Raw genomic sequence first — 18,602 nt, forward strand, 5'->3', positions numbered from 1 at the left:
AGCATGAAGAACAATATAGACGAAATCAATGGATGGCTCTATCACAGAATACGTATGAGTATATGGAAACAATGGAAGAAGCCCAAGACAAAGGTACGTAATCTGATTAAGATGGGCGTACCCGGGGACTTAGCATGGCAGGCTGGTAACAGCCGAAGAGGCCATTGGTTCACGACGCATACCGTTGCAGTAAATATGGCAAGGACAAAAGAAAGGTTGATAAACAGTGGCTTCTATGATTTATCCACAGCCTATCAGTCTGTGCACGTCAACTATTGAAAGCGCCGTATACCGAACGGTACGTACGGTGCTGTGAGAGGACGGGAGCTAATCACTCCCTCCTACTCGATTAAAATCCAACTAATTGGCTAAAAAAAATAGTAAAAAGTCAATAAAAATTGTAGAATATTATTATAAGAAAATGGAAGGAAAAACTCTTACAAAATATGGCAAAAAACAGCAGAAGAAGAAAAAGATGTATCATTATTTTTTTAATAAATTTTTTCTTTATTATGGTTGCAGTTTACTTTATATCCACTTCTGTATTATTTAACAAATTTGCGGATAATGTAACAGAAAACATTTCAAATGCAATACATGAAAAAAAGAAAGTTGAAATCAAAAGTGTATCAAAGGGAAAATATGCCTATGAATGTCTTTCAAAAGAAGAAAAAACAGTTTATGACGAGATACTATACACCCTGCAAAATTACGGTGCCGGCATAGAGGTATCCACAAAGGATGAAAATGTGATTTCCAAAGTTTTTGAGTTTGTTCTAAAAGATTATCCAGAGATTTTTTACACCAGTAGTTATAATATTACTACCTATTCCATAGGAAGTACCGTAACAAAGCTTGAGGTAAGTCCGATTTATATTATGGACAATGAAGAGGCACAAGAGGTAAAAGAGCAGGTAGAAGAGGAAGCCGAGGCGATTCTTTCCGGGATTTTGCCAGATGCATCAGATTATGAAAAGGTAAAATATGTTTATGACTATATGGTGGAAAATATAAACTACAATAAAGAGGCACGGTTGAATCAAACCATATTAAGCGTATTTTTATATAAAGAAAGCGTTTGCCAGGGCTATAGTAAGGCAAGTCAGTACCTTTTAAATATGTTAGGAGTGGAAAGTGTAATTGTTTCGGGACAATCCAAAGATAATGCCCATGCCTGGAATCTTATTAAGATAGAGGATGAATATTATTATATGGATTCAACCTGGGGAAACACTGAAATATTTAAAGAAAACAGTGAATATGTAAATTATAAATATATGTGCATGACAAGTAAGGAATTGTTAAAGGATCATGTGATAGATGATAAGCTTATATTACCGGAATGTAACTCTACAAAATGGGATTATTATCGTGTTAGCGGAAATTATTACGAATTGTATGATGAAGAAGCTATACTTAAGGCCATATCTGATGCCTATAACCGGGGAGAGGGATATATCTCAATAAAACTTGGTGATGATGAAGAGTATAATAAAGCCCTTTATTCACTATTTGACAATGAAAAAATATTTGAATGTGATGGAGTTAATCAAAGAGTATATTTCTTTAAAGACAGCACTTATAATATCTTAAATGTTTTTTTAAAATGACAGATTTGTTACTTTTCAAAAACTTTTAAATATGATACTATAATTAAATATTTGTAGTATTTAAAACTACATTGTAAGGTTGTGGTTGCTATGACCATATGGGATAAAATTTTTTAAAAGAGGAAGTAATATGGAATACAGAATTGTGGTAGATAGTTGTGGGGAGATACCGGAAGACTTACAAAAAACTGGAATTTTTAAATCGGCACCATTGTCAATAGATATTGATAATTATCATATTGTTGATGATGAAACTTTTGACCAGGCGGATTTTTTAAAAAGGGTTGCTCAAAGCCCTAATTGCCCGAAATCAGCCTGTCCTTCACCGGAAACATATGCTAAGCTTTATGATTGTGATGCTAAAAGAATATATGTTATTACCCTTTCAGCCCAGCTTAGCGGTTCTTATAACAGCGCAAGAGTGGCTGTGAAGCTTTTCGAGGAAGAAAATGGAAATGAAAAACAAATTCATGTAATTGACTCAAAATCAGCTTCCATAGGAGAGACTTTAATTGCACTTAAAATAGCAGAATGCGAAGAAGCAGGATATGATTATAAAAAAGTTATAGAAATTGCCGAAGCATATAGAGATGAAATTAATACATATTTTGTCCTGGAATCATTAGAGGCTCTTAGGAAAAACGGAAGACTTAGTAATTTAAAGGCTTTTGTGGTAAGCAGGTTAAATATTAAGCCTTTAATGGGGTCAGATGATGATGGAAATATTATTCAGTTAGGTCAGGCAAGGGGAATGAAAAAAGCGCTGGCAAAACTGGCAGATGAGCTGGTTAAAAGAACTGAAAATACACAAGACAAAATCCTTGCCATCAGTCATTGCAATAATAAATCCATGGCAGAATTTGTTAAGAAACTTATCTTGGAAAAAACTAATTTTAAATCAGTTGTTTTATTAGACACCAGGGGAGTAAGCAGTTTGTATGCAAGTGACGGGGGAATAATTGTTGTTGCATAATAATACAAAATGTAAATTTTTTCTAACATTTTTTTATCAATCATGGTAAAATAGAAAAAAGATTATTATATTACATATATTATTCAGAAGGAGTCTAAAAATGAGTCAGGAAAAAGTCGATAAATATAAAAAGGAAAAAGCAAACAGAGCAAAAACTATGAAGAAGGAAAAAATTCGCTTAAGAATAGAAATAGCTTTAACTTGCTTAGTTTTATTTATGCTTGTGGGTTGGGTTGGTTACTCAGTTTACACTACAGCTTCTTCTTCGAAAGAGGTGGTTGCAACAGACATAAATCTTGATGCAATAACTGATTATCTTTCTTCATTAGACTAGGAGGTAACGATGGGTAAAAGAGTTTTAGTAAGCGATGACGCAGCATTCATGAGAATGATGATTAAGGATATTCTTACCAAAAATGGATACGAGGTAGTTGGAGAAGCCGCAAATGGAAAAGAGGCTGTTTCTTTGTATTCAGAATTAAAACCGGATTTGGTATTAATGGATATCACAATGCCTGAAATGGACGGTATTCAGGCTCTTAAAAAGATTCGTGAGTCAAATCCTGATGCAAGTATTATTATGTGTTCAGCTATGGGACAGCAGGCAATGGTAATTGAAGCAATTCAGTCCGGGGCAAAAGATTTTATAGTAAAACCGTTCCAGGCGGATAGAGTATTAGAATCTATCCAGAAAGTACTTGGTTAAGCCACGCATTTAAGTAAGTCGTGCAACAATAAAAAAAGAGATACGGTTGTTTGGCACTGTATCTCTTTTTTCTTGGTTTGATTTTTTTAAAGGGGATATAAAAATATGGCAGTATATGAAAAAGGAAAAGAAACCAGAAGAAAACTGGTTTTGGTCACAAATCAGATGTTAAAAAACAAGAAAGCTTCCAATATAACAGTCAGAGCCGTGGCAAAGGAGGTAGGATGTTCTCCTGCAGCCTTATACAGACATTTTGATAATATGGAATACCTGATAGTTTTAGCTTCCATCCATTTTTTCGAAAATTATATCACAGACTACGGAAAATTAATGGAAAGTGAAAAGGATTTGCTGAAGCAGTACCTAAAAGGCTGGAAAATCTTCATCAAATACGCCTTTGAAAGGCCGGATCTTTATTATCGACTGATGTGGGGACAGTTTAATGCTTCTTTTTCTGATGCTCTTTCAGAATACATTGAACTTTTTCCCTTAAAGGTAAGTTTTAGTATTCCGGATTATTTTTACACAATGTTATTTAACAGCGACATTATAGAAAGAGATTACATAATGCTTAAACGGGCTGTAAATAAAGGATTTTTGTCAGAAGAGGATGCCAGGTATTTTAGTATTTCAAATCCTCTTATTGTTAAGGGGATGTTAGAAATGTATATGGATAAGGAAAATTCCCAAAGAAAACAGGCTTCTTTAGAATGTAGTTTTCTCATTGAAAAAAATATGGAAAAAATCTTTGGAATTTCACCGGATAAAAAAATATTAAAAGCAAATGATTTACAAACTGTATGATGAAAATAAGTAAAAAAGTGCCAAATATGCAAAAAATATGCAAATTGTGCATTTTGTGTCACAAGGTGAAAGAAAACTAGTACAATACCTAAGAAGTCGAGACCGAAAGGTCTAAGTGCTGAGTTAGAAAAAACTATGGATGGATTATAAGAGAGTAAAATGCTAAAGTGATGCGTTTCCTTTCCGCATCGAAGTAAGTTGCTAGTTACAAACTTAATTCTTAAAAGCGCAGTCGGGGGCTGCGTTTTTTTCTTGTTAATTTTTCCGGTAATTTTTGCTATAATAAATGAGTTATATTTTTGCGTGGATGAAAGAGAGGTATAGGAAAAATGGATGTAATGAAAACACCGGACAATTATCTTGAAGTATGCGAACTTTGGAGAAAAAAATTTCTCACCTGGGATTATGAAAAAATGATGAAAAATCTTAATATGGATGACGGAATAAAAGAGGATCATCTTGAAATAGTATATTTTGGAATTCCATATTATATTGATAAGACAAGCGGAATAATTACAAATGCTGTTACAAATGAGGCTAATCAAAGTTTTGAAACCCAGATGGCTATATATCATCTTTTATATTATGCAAAGGAAAATCCTATTAATGCAAAGGAATGGATTCCCTTCAGACAGGTGGAAGGAGCAGGAATCTTTGACGGAGCCTTCCAAAAAACAGTTATTGAACTTTTATCAAAGACTTTTTCCGGACATTTATCAGAGTTTATAAAAGCAGGAGAAAAACTTGGATTTATAAGAACAAAGCATGGAGATGCAGGTTTTATTGCAGATGTTTTCAGATGTGTACAGATTGAATTTATATTCTGGGACGGGGATGATGAATATCCTGCAAATGCAAATATTTTATTTGATAAAAACATTACTCAGTTTACCCATGCGGAAACCGTTGTTCTTTTGGCTTCAGAAGGTGTTAAAAAGTTAATAGAAGCAGCAGGATTATAAAAACCAAAAAAAATAAGCGTTAGACTTAAAGGAAAGTTTAACGCTTTTTTTCTATAATGGTAAATTTATGATTTTCAAAACTCTTTCAGATAATAATATGGAAAATAAAACATCAGGTTTTGTAAAATCAAAACCGGTAATCTGTTCCAGTTTTTTCAGGCGGTATTTTAGTGTATTGTAATGTACATTTAAAAGTGCTGAAGCGGTAGTAATATCCTGGGAACAGTTAATATAGGCAAAAAGGGTTTGAAGAAGTAAACTATCTTTTTTATTGTCGCTTTCTGCAAGCTTTCTAATTTTGGGATGTACAAGATTCATAAGTTTTCCATGCTCTTGAAACTCTAAAATCATATGGGTAACTATAAGTTTTTCATATCTTAAAACAGAGTTTTTATCAAGGCTTTTATTGGCAATGTTAAAAGTTTCTGCTGCCTGATTATAATACTCATAAAATTTATAAAGCTTGTCAAAACTCATACTTATTCCAAATCTGATACCATAAGTCGCTGAAAACTCCTCAAGTCTTGCCAGCATGTTCTCATCAAAGGGGTCTTCTTCAAAACTGTCATATAAAATAACAAGACGGTTTTCGTAAAGCATAGCTACATCTTTATTAAAATAATTCTTTATGCGGTTTTTAATATGAAATATTTTATCGGAATTATTAATAATAGTCGGCGAAAATTCCACACATATTACATGTAAATATTTATCCAGAACAATATTAAAAGATAATTGTCTTTGAGTTATGGTTTCTTCATCTGTAAGTCGTCTTGTAAGAAGGGAGGCAAAAAATGACTCTATTACCGGTTCCTTAAAATGAAGCTTTGGTGCATTTTCGTGGGAGCCAAAGGCAATGGCTACGAATCTGCCTAACATAATAAAATATTTTTCATCTTCTTTTGTAATAGGTTTATTATATTCTAACAGTTTTAAATAGGCTACCGGTTCCCCGTTATTAATAAGACGAATAACTGCCTGTCTGTGATGAAGCAGGGCATTTTGCCAAATGACCTCTGTCATGGAAGTGGTAAAAGGTGTATAGCCTTCATTTCCCTGCTCAGCGCCCATAACTGATTTAACATACTCCTCTGTAACATAACCTTTTTCTAATATCCATTCCCAGACTGGTTCATCAGTAATAACATCATTACCTGCATGAGTTACAAAGGCAAGAGAAATATCCAATATAAGAAGGGGATTTCCAAGAACCCTGAATCCTTCGTTTAATAAAGTATCAACAGATGCGCCTTTTGCAATTAAATCAAATAATATTTCTATATTTTTATCCATAGTAATTCCTCTAAAAAATAAATGTAAATATCATCAAAAACAGTCATGTAAAATATAGATAATTCCGGAAGAAAATTTTCAAAATTTCACAAAAAAAAATAAGCAATAAGGTGTTAGTATATAAACATATTAATTATTTAATTTTTTTCTATAATCAATGATATAAATAATGTATCAAAAATTGCAAAATATTACAATAATTTATTAGAAAGGCGAATAAGATGATAAGTAAATACGGACAGCTTTGCCCTGTTACATATGGACCGGGGGCAATTACAACTTTAGGTGAATCCTGTGCACAATCAGGAGTGAAAAAAGCATTAATAGTTATCGATCCTAATGTGGAAAAAAGAGGTTTTGGTGATAAAGCAGCAGACAGTCTTAAAAAAGCAAATATCGAATATAAATTTTATAATGAAGTAGAGATGGATGCGCCTGATTATTCAGTACAAAAAGGTGCAGACCTTGCGAAGGAAATGGGTGCAGATACTGTTATAGGTATTGGCGGAGGAAGTACTCTTGATACAGCAAAAGGGGTGGCTTTGGTTGCTTGTGGAAATGACCTTGAAACATTATTGAATAATCCACCTGCTCCTAACAAGGCTCTTACTATAGTAATGGTACCTACAACTTCAGGAACAGGTAGTGAAAGCACAATGATTGCTGTTATTACAAATACAAAAACCCACTACAAAACAGGACTTCTTGCTTTTCCAAATATTTCTATCGTAGACCCTGAACTTACTCTTGATATCAATGAGGAAATTACAAGATATACTGCATTAGATGCTTTTTCACATGCTTCAGAAAGCTTAAGTTCAGCATTGGTTCCAAATCCACATTCAGATCTTTTAGCATATGATGCCATGGAAAGAATAGTTAAATATCTTCCTATCGCATTAAAAGAAAAAGACAATCTTGAAGCAAGAGAAAATCTTGCAATTGCATCAAATTTTGCAGGAAAGGCATTTGCAGATTCTACTGTGCATATCGGTCATGCAATGGCTCATGCAATGGGAGCAACCTATCATATCCCTCATGGAATCGGATGCGCCCTTGCAACTCCTGTAGTTATAGAGTTTATGGCTCCAGGTTATGCCGAAAAATGTAAAAAAGTAGGAGAAATTCTTGGAGTTAAGATTTATTCAGATGATCCTGTAGTAATCGGAAAGAAAGTTGCAACAGCATTTAGAGAATTTATGAAATATGTGGGAGTGCCAACCTGGGAAGAACTTGGACATACAAAAGAAGAAATCATGAAATGCTGTGATTATGTTAAAAAAGAAGCCATGGCTAATTTCGGAATCATTAAACCAGCTGAAGGTGATGTAGAAAGACTCATGGCAGAAGTTTGCGAATTATATAAATAATTATTAATAAAAATACCCATAAGTTTCCCCTGCCATTAATTTAGGCAGGGGATTATTCTTAAATTAAAAATTATCTTGCTAAAATTTCAATTATTTCTCCTATATACATAGTATGAACATCATTAGTATAATTTCCTGAATACCATTTATCTATGAACGATTTATCATGGATATAATCAAAGTCTATAGGCACGGTAGCCATTTTTTTACATAAGAGAACTATATTTCCCTCATCAACAAAAGGTATAGAATATTTGTAATTGTAATTCAAAGAGGCAACGGACATTTTATCCTCATCTCTACCTGAAACAGAACCAAAATATTTTAAAATAGTCTTATATTTAGGATCCAAAAAAGTTATAGAAAATGAATCACCGTTATCTATAAACTCTTTAGTATATCTTGATTTTCTGACATATATTGTAGCAGCATTTTTTCCCCACATTACACCTATACCGCCCCAGCTGGCAGTCATTACATTTGCTTTTTCTTCATTTCCTGAAGCGATAACTATGCCATCTTGTCCGATTCTTACAAAGGGATTAAAGCTGAATAAATCATCAGGAAAAGGTTGAAAAGTGTGCATTATATCACCTGATATCCTTTCTATTTCAAAAAATAAACTTCTTCAAAGCTACAATATAATTATCGTTAATTTGCTCATTATTTTTACAGATAATTTTTGAAAAATCATTTATATTTTGAACGCAGTGTAAGCAATCCCCCGCTTCAAAAGCGTAAGCTTTAAGCGGGGGTATAAGCTTACTAGTGTCAGAAGGGGTTAAAGCCCCTTCTGACAGGTGGCACAAAGTGCCACTGCGTTCATGAGGAAGTAGCGAAGCGGATTCCGAATGTCCGCTTTAAACTAATTAAAATAAAAAAATAAAGAGATATATAAAAAGTAATGTTGGAATAGTCAAAAAAACAATAAAAAAATAATAAAAAATAATGTTTACTATGGGAATATTTTCGAAAATGCCTCAAAAAAATTGACAGGAAAAAACCTATGTTTTATCATATATTAACATGCTTTAACTTTATTAATTTAATTGTGTCACATTGATTTGTGTGGCTGTTTATTTTCATATCAGGAGGGAGAAGAAAATGTATCTTTATCCGTTGGTACTGCTTTTAGCAGCTACCTTTATTGTCTTATGCATAATTTCCTGGACCAAGGAAAAATCTCAGGAAGAACAAAATCATGATCATTCCCATAACAAAAAACACAAGCATAAAATAGGTCACGACCATAAAAGTGGAGTTTTTTCCATCGACTACTATGCTTACATATCAAAAATAAGGGATTGGAATCCCGGATTTAAGGTGGGATTTTCTATTCTGGTTTTGTTTTTATGTGTAGGTTTTGATTCCATCAGTGTTTCCATGTTTGTTCTCATAACCATGGGTTATCTTACAATCAGTCGTGGAAAAATACCCTTTCATGAATACTTTAACCTGATGACTATTCCCCTTGTATTTATTATTGTGGGAAGTATAACCATAGCCGTAAATTTTTCCTTTAAACCAATAGGCCAATACAATTTAAACTGTTACTGGTTTTATATTTACACATCAAAAGAGCAATTTATTTCCATGGCGGCGATTATGCTCAAAGCATTTGCGGCAGTATCATCTTTATATATGATGTCACTTTCCACACCATCGGGAGAAATTATCTCAGTATTAAGAAAAGCTAAAGTTCCAAAGCTTTTAGTAGAATTAATGAGTATGATTTACAGATATATATTTGTAATTATGGAAACTCATAACAAAATGAAAAATTCAGCAGAATCAAGACTGGGTTATGTGGACTACAAGACAGCCTTAAGGTCTTTTTCCGGTACTGCAAGTAATTTGCTTATTGTATCCTTAAAAAAGGCAAATTCCTACTATGATGCACTATGCGCCAGGGGTTACACCGGAGAATTATTATTTTTGGAGGAGGATAAACCTTTAAAATCAAAACACATTATCTTAGGTGTTACCTATGTAGTTTTTATGGTTTTACTTTGGGCAACAACAAAATTTGGACTGTTGAATTTTGGAATAAAATTTTAAAAGCAAAATAAATCAATTAGAACAGTTTTTCTTATAATTAATAAGGAGGATATTATGTCAGAACCAATTTTAGAGGTAAAAGACCTCTGTTATAAATATAATGAAGAAAAGATGGCCCTTAACGGCATAAATCTTAAAATAAATGAAGGTGAAAAAATAGCTGTTATTGGCTCAAACGGAGCGGGAAAATCCACCTTCTTTCTAAACATAAATGGTGTAATCAGTCCCACCTCAGGAGCGATATATCACAGAGGAACCATGATTACAAAGAAAAATCTCAATGAATTAAGAAAATATATAGGTATAGTATTTCAGGATGCTGACAATCAGATTATTGCATCTACAGTAATGGCTGAAGTATCCTTTGGCCCTATGAATCTAAAGCTTCCAAAAGCAGAGGTTATTGAAAGAGTCGAAGAGGCACTGGCTTACATGAATATTTCTGATTTTAAAAACAGACCGCCTCACTACTTAAGCGGCGGAGAAAAAAAGAGAGTAAGTATAGCTGATATTATCGCCATGAAACCGGAAATAATAGTTTTTGATGAGCCTACAGCAGCACTGGATCCCTTAAATGCTGCTATGTTAGAGGAAGTATTGGGTAAATTGGGAAATGAAGGAAAAACTTTGTTGATATCTACCCATGATGTGGATTTTGCCTATAGATGGGCAGACAGGGCAATAGTTTTTTCCCATGGAAAAATAATAGCAGACGATACTCCTTTAAACATTTTTAGAAATGATGCTATTTTAAAGGAGGCAAGTCTTAAAAGACCAATAATGTTGGATGTCTATGAGAGTCTTTTGGAGAAAAATATAATCAGTAATAAAGATGCATATCCAAAAAGTGTAGAAGAGTTCAGAAAAATACTATAATATTCTGGAAAATAATAAAAGACACACTTAATAGTCTGTCTATTTGTCGGGGATTGACAAATACACAAAAATATAGATGCCTAAACTTGCAAAAAAAAATGAATTTACCTCACATTTTTTATTTATTTTTTATATTAATGCTAGTATAATTACTTGTGGAAAATACGACTAAAGTACTAGGAAAACGGATCGGCTGATCCATTGTGAGAAAGAATGTGAGGTATAATTAAAAATGAGTAAAAAGGAGACAGCATTAATTTCAAAGCACCAAAAAGAATTTGAAAAGTACAAAGACATTAAAGTTAAAAAAATTATTTCAGATACTTTTAACATTATGTGTTATCTTTCAATTATAATGTCTGTAGTTGCTATTTTTGCAATAGTTGTTAATGAAAGAATGATAATGCGACTAAGAGATGAATCTTTGTTAAGTCTTGAAAAATCACTTAATTTAAATGTTTCCATCAAAGAATTTGAAAAAAATGTATATAAATCCTTAAGTGCTGCAACACCTGAAGAAGGAGCAAAATATGCTGAAGCTGGTGAAAGCGCTTTAAAAACAGGTTTTGAAGAGCTTGATAATCTTGAAAAAATGCATAAGAATAATGAAAATATTATTAATGCAATTCAGGCTATCCACGAAGTTTATAAAGGAAATGATGCCATAAAAGAAAAAATGGTATCTGAAGAATATGCCGGAAAACTTGAAAAATTATATGAACTTACTGTTACAGAACTTAGTCCTATTTACGATACCATGTCAGATAATGTAAGTATCATTATTGAAGAACTGGATAAATCAGCCAGAGGATATACCAATACTGCCATAATCCTTTCAAATATTTCTGTTGCTATATTTTTGTTTTTATTATTTGTCACATATTATGTAAACAGAAAGAGAAACAGAATACTTTCATATGCTATAAATACTCCTGTTGGAGAAATATCAAATGCCCTTAACCAGTTAGAGCAGGGTAATTTTGAAATCGGACTTGATTACAAATCAGAAAATGAGTTTGGAGAAATTGCAAAAGCTATTAGAAAAAGTGTTCAAAGTATTGAAAACTATTGCAAAATCGAATCAGATGTCCTTGATAAAATGGCTAATAACAGATTTGATGTTTCCATTGAAGAAGATTTCCAGGGAGATTTTGAGGAAGTAAAATTATCAATTGTAAGAATTGTTCAATCTATAAACGAACTTATCCTTGTAATCCAGAATTCTTCAGCTACCATTACAGATGCTGCCAGAACAGTAAATACCGTTTCTTCAACTATTGCTCAGCAAAGTGAAATTCAGTCAGCTTCTGTGGAAGAGCTTTCAGCCATGGTAAATGAAGTTTCTGATAAGATTACCGAAAATGCACAGTCAGCCGCTAAACTGAATGAGTATACAAGAGATTATGTTTCAAAAATCGAAGAAAGCAAGCAGGGTATCGAAAGACTTACAGAAGCTATGTCCGATATTAATGCAAAATCTAAGGCTATCGGTGAAATCATTGAAACAGTAAACAGCATTGCTACCCAGACAAAGCTTCTTGCTTTAAATGCTTCCATTGAGGCAGCAAGAGCAGGTGAATCAGGAAAAGGTTTTGTTGTGGTTGCAAACCAGATTGGAATTTTGGCAACCCAGTCAGCTGATGCAGTTAAAGAAACTCAGGATCTTATTGAAGGAAATGAGGAATCTGTTGTAAACGGAAATGAGAGAGTTGCGGCTGTTGGAGAACTTATTAATGAGTTTGTGGAATTTGCTGAGAATATTGGCGAAAACATAAATCAATATGCAACCTCCAGTGAGGCTCAGGCAGAAGAACTTAGATCAGTAAGCTACACCACAACTAATTTAGCAGCCTCTATCCAGGAAAACACCAGTGTTAGTGCGGAAGCCAGGGATTCCAGCGATAAATTACAAATTGAGGCAGAGCAGCTTGAAAATGTACTTTCAAAGCTTGTTCTTAAATAAGAATAAAAAAGCGGATTTTAAATGTTAGATTTATTATCATTGATGAGAAAATACTGTATGGGGTAAGGCCTGTACAGTATTTTTTTAATTAATAATACATAATATTAAAATATTAGATTGATGTAATGTTTAATAATGTGTAATATTATACATGCAAATGGTTTTAAAAATAGGATTAGAGAGGATGGGAGAAATGAGAGGAAACCTTGATAAAAAAACAGATATAAGCTGGCAGGAGCAACTATTAAATGAAGTTGTATTTTTGTATGGAGTTTTTGTTACGGTGGTTTTTCCAATCCTGTTTCATGATAGATATAATGATATTTTACATGCTAAAGCAGCAGCTTTTGACTATGTTTCAATAGGGGCTATTCTTTTTTGTGGAATTGTAATAATATCTTATCTGTTTTCTATAAGAAAACTTCAGGATAAGAAGCTTAAAGACTATCTAAAGGATTTATCTATTATCGATAAGTTTATTATAGTATTTATGTTTGCAACGACGATTTCCTTTTTGATAAATCCAAATAAATACAACACTTTCTGGGGTGTGGATGGCAGAAGAATAGGCTATCTTGCTCTGATGATATGTGGTGTTTCATATTTTTTATATTCAAGATATCTTAAAGACATTGATTTGCTCATGATTTTAACCTTTCTTGCAGCGGTTTTTATATCTCTTATAGCCATTGCAAATCATCTAGGCTTTGACCCCCTTGATATGTTTGTGACAATGCCGAAGGAAAGCCAGCTTATTTCAACTCTTGGAAACAGGGATTGTCTGGCGGGATATATAATTCTTTTGTGGCCGGTTTCAATGTTTTATATTTTTAAATCACCAAAAAAACTGTTACGGATTATATCATGGATATATCTTCTAATTTCCTTTGCAGCGGTAGTGGCTGCAATGTGTGATAGTGCTTATATCGCAATTTTTATTATTGCATTGGTTTCTTTATGTTTTGTGTTTGACAATTATAAAAGCTTAATAGGTTATTGCTATATTTTCTTAAGTTTTTTTGCTGTTCATATAGTAATGAAATATTTAAGGAATGTAAGAGAAGAATATGCCTGGAAGGCAGAAGGAATTACTGAGTTTTTAATTAACAATGTATGGATTCTGGCTCTTGCAACAGTGTTTTTCTTATTAATGGCGGTTTTCTTTACTATAATGAAAAAGAAAGAAATTGATATAGGAAAATTTAAGGTTTTAAGAATAATTGTCTGGATAGCAGCTTTTATTTCAATAGCCTTTTTAATAGGGTTAATGATTTATGTATCATCCAAATACGAAAGCAAGGCAGAATGTAAAGAAGTTTTTGGAACACTGGCAAACTATATTTATTTTGATGAAAGTTTTGGCAGTAGCAGAGGAAGAATATGGAACATCGCACTAAAGACATTTCTTGCCATGCCTTTTATCAATAAAATTTTTGGATACGGACCAGCAGGCTTTAGATATGCTTTGGTGGAGTTTTTGGAAGAGTCAGTATACACTTTCAAAAGCGGAAGGCTTATTGATGCTCATAATGAGTTTTTACAATATCTTGTTACATTGGGAATTTTTGGAATAATAAGTTATTTTGGAATTTTTATTTCAGCTATTATCAGATTTGCTAAAAACAGAAAGAAAGATTTTTTGGTGGCAGGAGCTTTGGTTACTACAGCAGCTTTTTTATCCCAGGGAATTATAAATAATACCCATATATATATTGAACCACTTTTGTTTTTATTATTGGCAATTGCTGAAGCAAAAATAAGAGAGGTTAAATGACAGGTTAGAAGAGACTCACTGCTTAGCATACTTACACGATAGAAATAATAAAGATTAAAAATAAAAACCTAAAACGAAGACCCTTAAAAAATTATTTTATTATTGATTGAAGATAAAGATTTTTAATGGCTTCAAAGCTGTCATTACTTAAATCGTGTTCTATTTTACAGGCATCTTCTGCAGCAATCTCTCTTTCCACTCCTAATTGTACAAGCCAGGAAGTAAGAATCTGATGTCTTTCGTAAATTCGCTCGGCAATTTTTAATCCGTCTTCGGTTAAAGTAATGAAATTATTGTCATCCATCTTTACCAGACCGTTTAATCTGAGATTTTTAATAGCTACTGATATACTGGATTTTTTATAATTCATTTCGTGGGCAATATCAATAGAGCGTACATTTCCTAATTTTTTGGAAAGTATAAGTATAGTTTCGAGGTAATCTTCCCCAGATTCGTGAATTTGCATAAAATGTCCCTCACATTCATTTAAAATTTGTTTAATTTACATTCAAAAGTTTAAAAGTCATTATAGCATATTGCATACAATAATTCCAGTTTAATAATGATGAATTCATCTTTTACAAAAAAACATAATGAAATTTATATATATTTTATAAATATCGGGGGAAAATCGTCAAAAGTGCCAAATATTCAAAATAATTGTAAAATACGCTTGACTCAATAATTTTTTTTAAACAATTGTTATAATAATATTAAATTAAAAGTAATATTTATAAAAATCGGTTTGGAAAACAAAGACTTGGAAGGAGGGATTGGTGAGAGGGCAATAAAATAGGTTAATTAACAGATTGTTAGATTTTATTATTTTACTAAGAAAGGGAGTGAGACGGTATGAGGAAAGAAGAACAGTCAGAGGGGACGTATGAAGCAACTTTGACTACCGGAAATAACGCTATGGCACCGGACATTCTAGGTTTGCCTATTTACAGGACTTCTGTGTTTAAGCGAATGATTCCCGATAGAAAAAGGTCTAATGTACAGTCTTCCGGAAATCTTTCGGCGAAGGCGCTGGCAAAGAAAATGGCCTCTTATGATTATGGGGTAACAGCACTGACTTTTCTTAATGCATATAAGGCAATGGCGGCGACATTTTCTTTATTCAACAGTGGAGACATAGTCGTTATTCCTACGACGATGTCCAGTTGGAATTATAAGATGCTTATGGATATATTTGCAATATACCGTTTGAATCATATTTCAATTGATATTTCAAATATGATTGAAGTCAGAAAGGTATTAGCTTGTAAAGCTTACAAAGGAAAGGTTGCAGCTTTCTTTATTGAAACACCTTCATTGCCACTGATGAAAGTAGCAGATATCGAGGAAATCGCAAAAGTTGCGCATCTAAGTAAGAGTAAGGTTATTGTTGATAACACTCTTATGACACCACATATGCAAAAGCCTCTCCTTAACGGAGCAGACATAGTGATGTATTTTTCAGGTCTTAATATAGTGGATGCCGGTAATGTGGAAGGCTCGATAGTTGTAGTTGAAGATCCGGATGTTGGAATTAAACTTAAGACAGTTAAAAAGATTAGCGATGGGGACATGGGAGAAGTTGAGGCTTTTGTTATTCTTCAGGGTCTTAAGTCAATGAAAAGCAGGATCGATACTCGTTGCAAGAACGCGGCAGGAATTTGTGGAAAGTTGATGAAAAATGAACTTATCAAAAAAGTTTACTATCCTGGTGATCAGTCATCTAAGGGATATTGGATTCAGCTTAAGCAGGCAAGAGGATTTGGTGAGGTATTTACATTTGAGTTAGATGCAAAGGTAAACCCGGAAAAATTTATTGAGAATTTGAAAATAATCAATACTGATGAGAATAATCTTTCAGCAGGATATTACCTTACAGCAGTTGCCAAAGAAGAGTATGAAGGCAGACTTTTAGGTTTGTACTGCGGAACAGGAAATGTAGATGATGTTCTTACAGATATTGAACTAGCCTTACTTGGGGCGATATAGATAGAATATTAATTTAAGTATTCATAAAAGATGAGCACATGGGTAAAGTCCTATGTGCTCATTTAATGTCAGGCTTTATTTAAGCCGTTTTTGTTTAAAATTTGCTTTGGCTTTATGTTTTGGAAGTTTTGTGTAAATGATTTTTTGACTGGAATAGAGGCTGTAATATCCTGATAAAATATAACTTACAGCGGCTGCCAGGGCAAAAAGTAAAATATTTTGACTTCCGAAAAGTTCAACTCCTAAAATAATTCCTGAAAGGGGACAATTAACCACTCCCACAAAGATACTAACAAGTCCAAGCTGAGCACCTAATGCAATATTAAATCCTAAAAGTCCGGCTATAAAATTACCAAAGGTTGCCCCTATAAAAAAGGACGGTACGATTTCACCGCCTTTAAAACCACTTCCGATGGTTATGGAGGTAAGGATAATTTTTAAAAGAAAGGCATATGAAGGCATATCATTACTAAGAGCTCTTTTAACCATATCCATACCTGCACCGTTATAGTCAAAATTTCCATAGACTATGGTAAAGGCCACAACTATGCATCCACCAATAAATATTCTTAAGTAAAAATCATTGAAATATTTTTGGAATAGTTCTGAAACTTTGTGAAGAATAATTATAAAAAGCATACTTACAAAACTGCAAAGTATTATTAAAATCCCTAGTTTAAAATAATCTGAATATTTTATTTCAAAAAGCTTTTCTACCATATATGAACCATAATTAATGGAGAAAAAATTAGTAATATGAAATGCTGTTAAAGAAGCAATAATACAGGGAAAAAAAGCAGTATAATAAAATGTACCTACGGAGCACACCTCAATACTGAAAACAGAAGCAGTAAGAGGGGTTCCAAAAAGTGCTGTAAATAAGGCACTCATTCCGGACATTGTAACAATTTTTATATCATCATCAGTAAGCTTTAAAAACCTTCCGATACCGGCGCCTATGCTTCCTCCTAATTGTAATGCTGCTCCTTCTCTGCCGGCAGAACCTCCACCAAGATGAGTCAGAACGGTAGAAACAAATATTAAAGGTGCCATTTTTAAGGGGATTTCCTCATTGGAATGTAATGAATCAAGTATGAGATTGGTTCCCCTGGGTTTTTGTACTTTTGTAGCCTTGTAAAAAAATACAATTAAAAGTCCTAAAAAAGGAAGGGAAAAAATCAAATAGGGCTTAAGAGTTCTTAATTCAGTAACAAATTTAAGAGAATAAAAAAAAGCAAGCCCCACAAGGCCACATATCCCTCCTGAAAGAAGAGATATGAGAAGCCATTTTATTACAATATAAGAATTAATTTTTAATGTTTTGTAAAAGTCTTTTAATTTTACTTCCATAAAGCTTTGTCCTTTCTAACTAAAGGTTACGCGACATGAAGCACCGCAGGGAAGATAAAGATTACTTTCCTTAACCGGCAAACCTATTTCTTCAGATGCCACATGTATATTATAATTTTTTAGCTCAATGGAGGCCATATAGGCCATAACCGATGGGGATAAACCTGTGGTATAGGAATTTATAAGGAAAAACAGGGGATTTGGACTTAAAAGTTTTGCACAATCGGCAATAAGGGGATGAATGGCATCCTCGATTTTCCATATTTCGCCTTTTGGACCCCTACCGTAAGATGGCGGATCCATGATTATTCCGTCATAGGTGTTTCCTCGTCTTATTTCTCTTTGGACAAATTTTATGCAATCATCTACCAGCCAACGGGTATTTTCTTCTGGTATATCTGATGATAAAGCATTTTCTTTTGCCCAGGTTACCATACCTTTTGAAGCATCTACATGAGTAGTTTTTGCACCGGCTTTGGCAGCGGCTAAAGTAGCTCCTCCAGTATAGGCAAAGAGGTTTAAAACTTTTATGGGACGGTTTGCATTTTTAATGAGATTACTAAACCAGTCCCAGTTACAGGCCTGTTCAGGAAAGAGACCTGTATGTTTAAAGCTGAAAGGTTTTAAATTAAAGGTAAGGTCTTTATAATTAATGCTCCACTGCTTAGGCAGGTCAAAAAATTCCCATTCTCCGCCGCCTTTTTTGCTTCTGTGATAATGAGCATTTGGTTTTTTCCATAATTTATTATTCCGTGGAGTGTTCCAGATTACCTGTGGATCAGGTCTTACAAGAAAATAATCTCCCCAGCGTTCCAGTTTTTCACCATTACCGGTGTCAAGAATTTCATAATCCTTCCATTCATTGGCAATCCACATA

Annotated in this window: 17 protein-coding genes and 1 pseudogene; 13 read left to right on the plus strand and 5 right to left on the minus strand. The window is 33.3% G+C overall.

Annotated features, from left to right (window positions below; all coding sequences use genetic code 11):
• The 7 genes and pseudogenes from BM153_RS14280 to BM153_RS07685 form a co-directional block, all read left to right on the plus strand.
• Nucleotides 1–279: pseudogene (locus BM153_RS14280) on the plus strand (group II intron reverse transcriptase/maturase); the annotation flags it as partial.
• Nucleotides 280–446: 167 nt separating this feature from the next.
• Entirely contained in the window at nt 447–1,610 is a 1,164-nt protein-coding gene (locus BM153_RS07660) for a transglutaminase domain-containing protein (RefSeq protein ID WP_092872389.1), read from the plus strand.
• A 130-nt stretch (nt 1,611–1,740) separates the two neighbouring features.
• Nucleotides 1,741–2,583, plus strand: coding sequence for a DegV family protein (locus BM153_RS07665; protein WP_092872391.1), 843 nt, complete (start codon nt 1,741–1,743; stop codon nt 2,581–2,583).
• A 100-nt stretch (nt 2,584–2,683) separates the two neighbouring features.
• On the plus strand, nt 2,684–2,917 hold the full coding sequence (locus BM153_RS07670) for a hypothetical protein (RefSeq protein WP_092872393.1): 234 nt from the start codon (nt 2,684–2,686) through the stop codon (nt 2,915–2,917).
• Nucleotides 2,918–2,926: 9 nt separating this feature from the next.
• Complete coding sequence (locus BM153_RS07675; protein ID WP_092872395.1) at nt 2,927–3,289, plus strand: response regulator; 363 nt, start codon at nt 2,927–2,929, stop codon at nt 3,287–3,289.
• A gap of 105 nt (nt 3,290–3,394) precedes the next feature.
• Complete coding sequence (locus BM153_RS07680; RefSeq protein ID WP_092872398.1) at nt 3,395–4,093, plus strand: TetR/AcrR family transcriptional regulator; 699 nt, start codon at nt 3,395–3,397, stop codon at nt 4,091–4,093.
• Nucleotides 4,094–4,422: 329 nt separating this feature from the next.
• Nucleotides 4,423–5,055 (plus strand): DUF3786 domain-containing protein, encoded by a 633-nt coding sequence (locus tag BM153_RS07685; protein ID WP_092872400.1) that lies wholly within the window; start codon nt 4,423–4,425, stop codon nt 5,053–5,055.
• A 51-nt stretch (nt 5,056–5,106) separates the two neighbouring features.
• On the opposite strand, the gene BM153_RS07690 is transcribed toward BM153_RS07685, so the two are convergent.
• Nucleotides 5,107–6,348: a PucR family transcriptional regulator gene (locus tag BM153_RS07690; RefSeq protein ID WP_092872402.1), complete on the minus strand. Its 1,242-nt coding sequence runs from the start codon at nt 6,346–6,348 to the stop codon at nt 5,107–5,109.
• A 221-nt stretch (nt 6,349–6,569) separates the two neighbouring features.
• Between BM153_RS07690 and BM153_RS07695 the strand changes: the two genes are divergently transcribed.
• Nucleotides 6,570–7,718, plus strand: coding sequence for an iron-containing alcohol dehydrogenase (locus BM153_RS07695; RefSeq protein WP_092872404.1), 1,149 nt, complete (start codon nt 6,570–6,572; stop codon nt 7,716–7,718).
• 70 nt (nt 7,719–7,788) lie between these two features.
• On the opposite strand, the gene BM153_RS07700 is transcribed toward BM153_RS07695, so the two are convergent.
• Nucleotides 7,789–8,304 (minus strand): flavin reductase, encoded by a 516-nt coding sequence (locus BM153_RS07700; protein WP_092872406.1) that lies wholly within the window; start codon nt 8,302–8,304, stop codon nt 7,789–7,791.
• A gap of 518 nt (nt 8,305–8,822) precedes the next feature.
• Between BM153_RS07700 and cbiQ the strand changes: the two genes are divergently transcribed.
• The 4 genes from cbiQ (at nt 8,823) to BM153_RS07720 (ending at nt 14,389) form a co-directional block, all read left to right on the plus strand.
• Complete coding sequence (gene cbiQ / locus BM153_RS07705; protein WP_092872408.1) at nt 8,823–9,776, plus strand: cobalt ECF transporter T component CbiQ; 954 nt, start codon at nt 8,823–8,825, stop codon at nt 9,774–9,776.
• Nucleotides 9,777–9,830: 54 nt separating this feature from the next.
• Nucleotides 9,831–10,652, plus strand: a complete 822-nt coding sequence (locus BM153_RS07710) for an energy-coupling factor ABC transporter ATP-binding protein (protein ID WP_092872410.1) — start codon at nt 9,831–9,833, stop codon at nt 10,650–10,652.
• Nucleotides 10,653–10,884: 232 nt separating this feature from the next.
• Nucleotides 10,885–12,615: a methyl-accepting chemotaxis protein gene (locus BM153_RS07715; RefSeq protein ID WP_092872412.1), complete on the plus strand. Its 1,731-nt coding sequence runs from the start codon at nt 10,885–10,887 to the stop codon at nt 12,613–12,615.
• Nucleotides 12,616–12,799: 184 nt separating this feature from the next.
• Nucleotides 12,800–14,389: an O-antigen ligase family protein gene (locus tag BM153_RS07720; RefSeq protein WP_177205614.1), complete on the plus strand. Its 1,590-nt coding sequence runs from the start codon at nt 12,800–12,802 to the stop codon at nt 14,387–14,389.
• A gap of 91 nt (nt 14,390–14,480) precedes the next feature.
• Here the strand turns inward: BM153_RS07720 and BM153_RS07725 are convergent, their stop codons facing one another.
• Nucleotides 14,481–14,855 (minus strand): metal-dependent transcriptional regulator, encoded by a 375-nt coding sequence (locus tag BM153_RS07725; protein WP_092872416.1) that lies wholly within the window; start codon nt 14,853–14,855, stop codon nt 14,481–14,483.
• A gap of 386 nt (nt 14,856–15,241) precedes the next feature.
• On the opposite strand from BM153_RS07725, the gene BM153_RS07730 reads away from it, so the two are divergent.
• Complete coding sequence (locus BM153_RS07730) at nt 15,242–16,375, plus strand: PLP-dependent transferase (RefSeq protein ID WP_092872418.1); 1,134 nt, start codon at nt 15,242–15,244, stop codon at nt 16,373–16,375.
• A 75-nt stretch (nt 16,376–16,450) separates the two neighbouring features.
• On the opposite strand, the gene BM153_RS07735 is transcribed toward BM153_RS07730, so the two are convergent.
• Nucleotides 16,451–17,725 carry a chloride channel protein gene (locus BM153_RS07735; RefSeq protein ID WP_092872420.1) on the minus strand — a complete coding sequence of 425 codons (1,275 nt, stop codon included), beginning with the start codon at nt 17,723–17,725 and terminating at the stop codon, nt 16,451–16,453.
• Nucleotides 17,726–17,740: 15 nt separating this feature from the next.
• The gene (locus BM153_RS07740; RefSeq protein WP_092872422.1) at nt 17,741–18,601 is read right to left on the minus strand and encodes a class I SAM-dependent methyltransferase; all 861 of its coding nucleotides are present in this window, start codon (nt 18,599–18,601) and stop codon (nt 17,741–17,743) included.
• Nucleotide 18,602: the final 1 nt, after the last annotated feature.

Source organism: Acetitomaculum ruminis DSM 5522, from assembly GCF_900112085.1.
Taxonomy (GTDB): domain Bacteria; phylum Bacillota; class Clostridia; order Lachnospirales; family Lachnospiraceae; genus Acetitomaculum; species Acetitomaculum ruminis.

What these genes read in the sequence shown, in the direction of transcription:
- BM153_RS07700 (WP_092872406.1), bottom strand. Translation starts at nt 8,304, where the DNA reads ATGCACACTTTTCAACCTTTTCCTGATGATTTATTCAGCTTTAATCCC.
- BM153_RS07740 (WP_092872422.1), bottom strand. Translation starts at nt 18,601, where the DNA reads ATGTGGATTGCCAATGAATGGAAGGATTATGAAATTCTTGACACCGGT.
- BM153_RS07695 (WP_092872404.1), top strand. Translation starts at nt 6,570, where the DNA reads ATGATAAGTAAATACGGACAGCTTTGCCCTGTTACATATGGACCGGGG.
- BM153_RS07690 (WP_092872402.1), bottom strand. Translation starts at nt 6,348, where the DNA reads ATGGATAAAAATATAGAAATATTATTTGATTTAATTGCAAAAGGCGCA.
- BM153_RS07680 (WP_092872398.1), top strand. Translation starts at nt 3,395, where the DNA reads ATGGCAGTATATGAAAAAGGAAAAGAAACCAGAAGAAAACTGGTTTTG.
- BM153_RS07730 (WP_092872418.1), top strand. Translation starts at nt 15,242, where the DNA reads ATGAGGAAAGAAGAACAGTCAGAGGGGACGTATGAAGCAACTTTGACT.
- BM153_RS07715 (WP_092872412.1), top strand. Translation starts at nt 10,885, where the DNA reads ATGAGTAAAAAGGAGACAGCATTAATTTCAAAGCACCAAAAAGAATTT.
- BM153_RS07675 (WP_092872395.1), top strand. Translation starts at nt 2,927, where the DNA reads ATGGGTAAAAGAGTTTTAGTAAGCGATGACGCAGCATTCATGAGAATG.
- BM153_RS07720 (WP_177205614.1), top strand. Translation starts at nt 12,800, where the DNA reads ATGGGAGAAATGAGAGGAAACCTTGATAAAAAAACAGATATAAGCTGG.
- BM153_RS07670 (WP_092872393.1), top strand. Translation starts at nt 2,684, where the DNA reads ATGAGTCAGGAAAAAGTCGATAAATATAAAAAGGAAAAAGCAAACAGA.
- BM153_RS07710 (WP_092872410.1), top strand. Translation starts at nt 9,831, where the DNA reads ATGTCAGAACCAATTTTAGAGGTAAAAGACCTCTGTTATAAATATAAT.
- BM153_RS07660 (WP_092872389.1), top strand. Translation starts at nt 447, where the DNA reads ATGGCAAAAAACAGCAGAAGAAGAAAAAGATGTATCATTATTTTTTTA.
- BM153_RS07725 (WP_092872416.1), bottom strand. Translation starts at nt 14,855, where the DNA reads ATGCAAATTCACGAATCTGGGGAAGATTACCTCGAAACTATACTTATA.
- BM153_RS07735 (WP_092872420.1), bottom strand. Translation starts at nt 17,725, where the DNA reads ATGGAAGTAAAATTAAAAGACTTTTACAAAACATTAAAAATTAATTCT.
- BM153_RS07685 (WP_092872400.1), top strand. Translation starts at nt 4,423, where the DNA reads ATGGATGTAATGAAAACACCGGACAATTATCTTGAAGTATGCGAACTT.
- cbiQ (WP_092872408.1), top strand. Translation starts at nt 8,823, where the DNA reads ATGTATCTTTATCCGTTGGTACTGCTTTTAGCAGCTACCTTTATTGTC.
- BM153_RS07665 (WP_092872391.1), top strand. Translation starts at nt 1,741, where the DNA reads ATGGAATACAGAATTGTGGTAGATAGTTGTGGGGAGATACCGGAAGAC.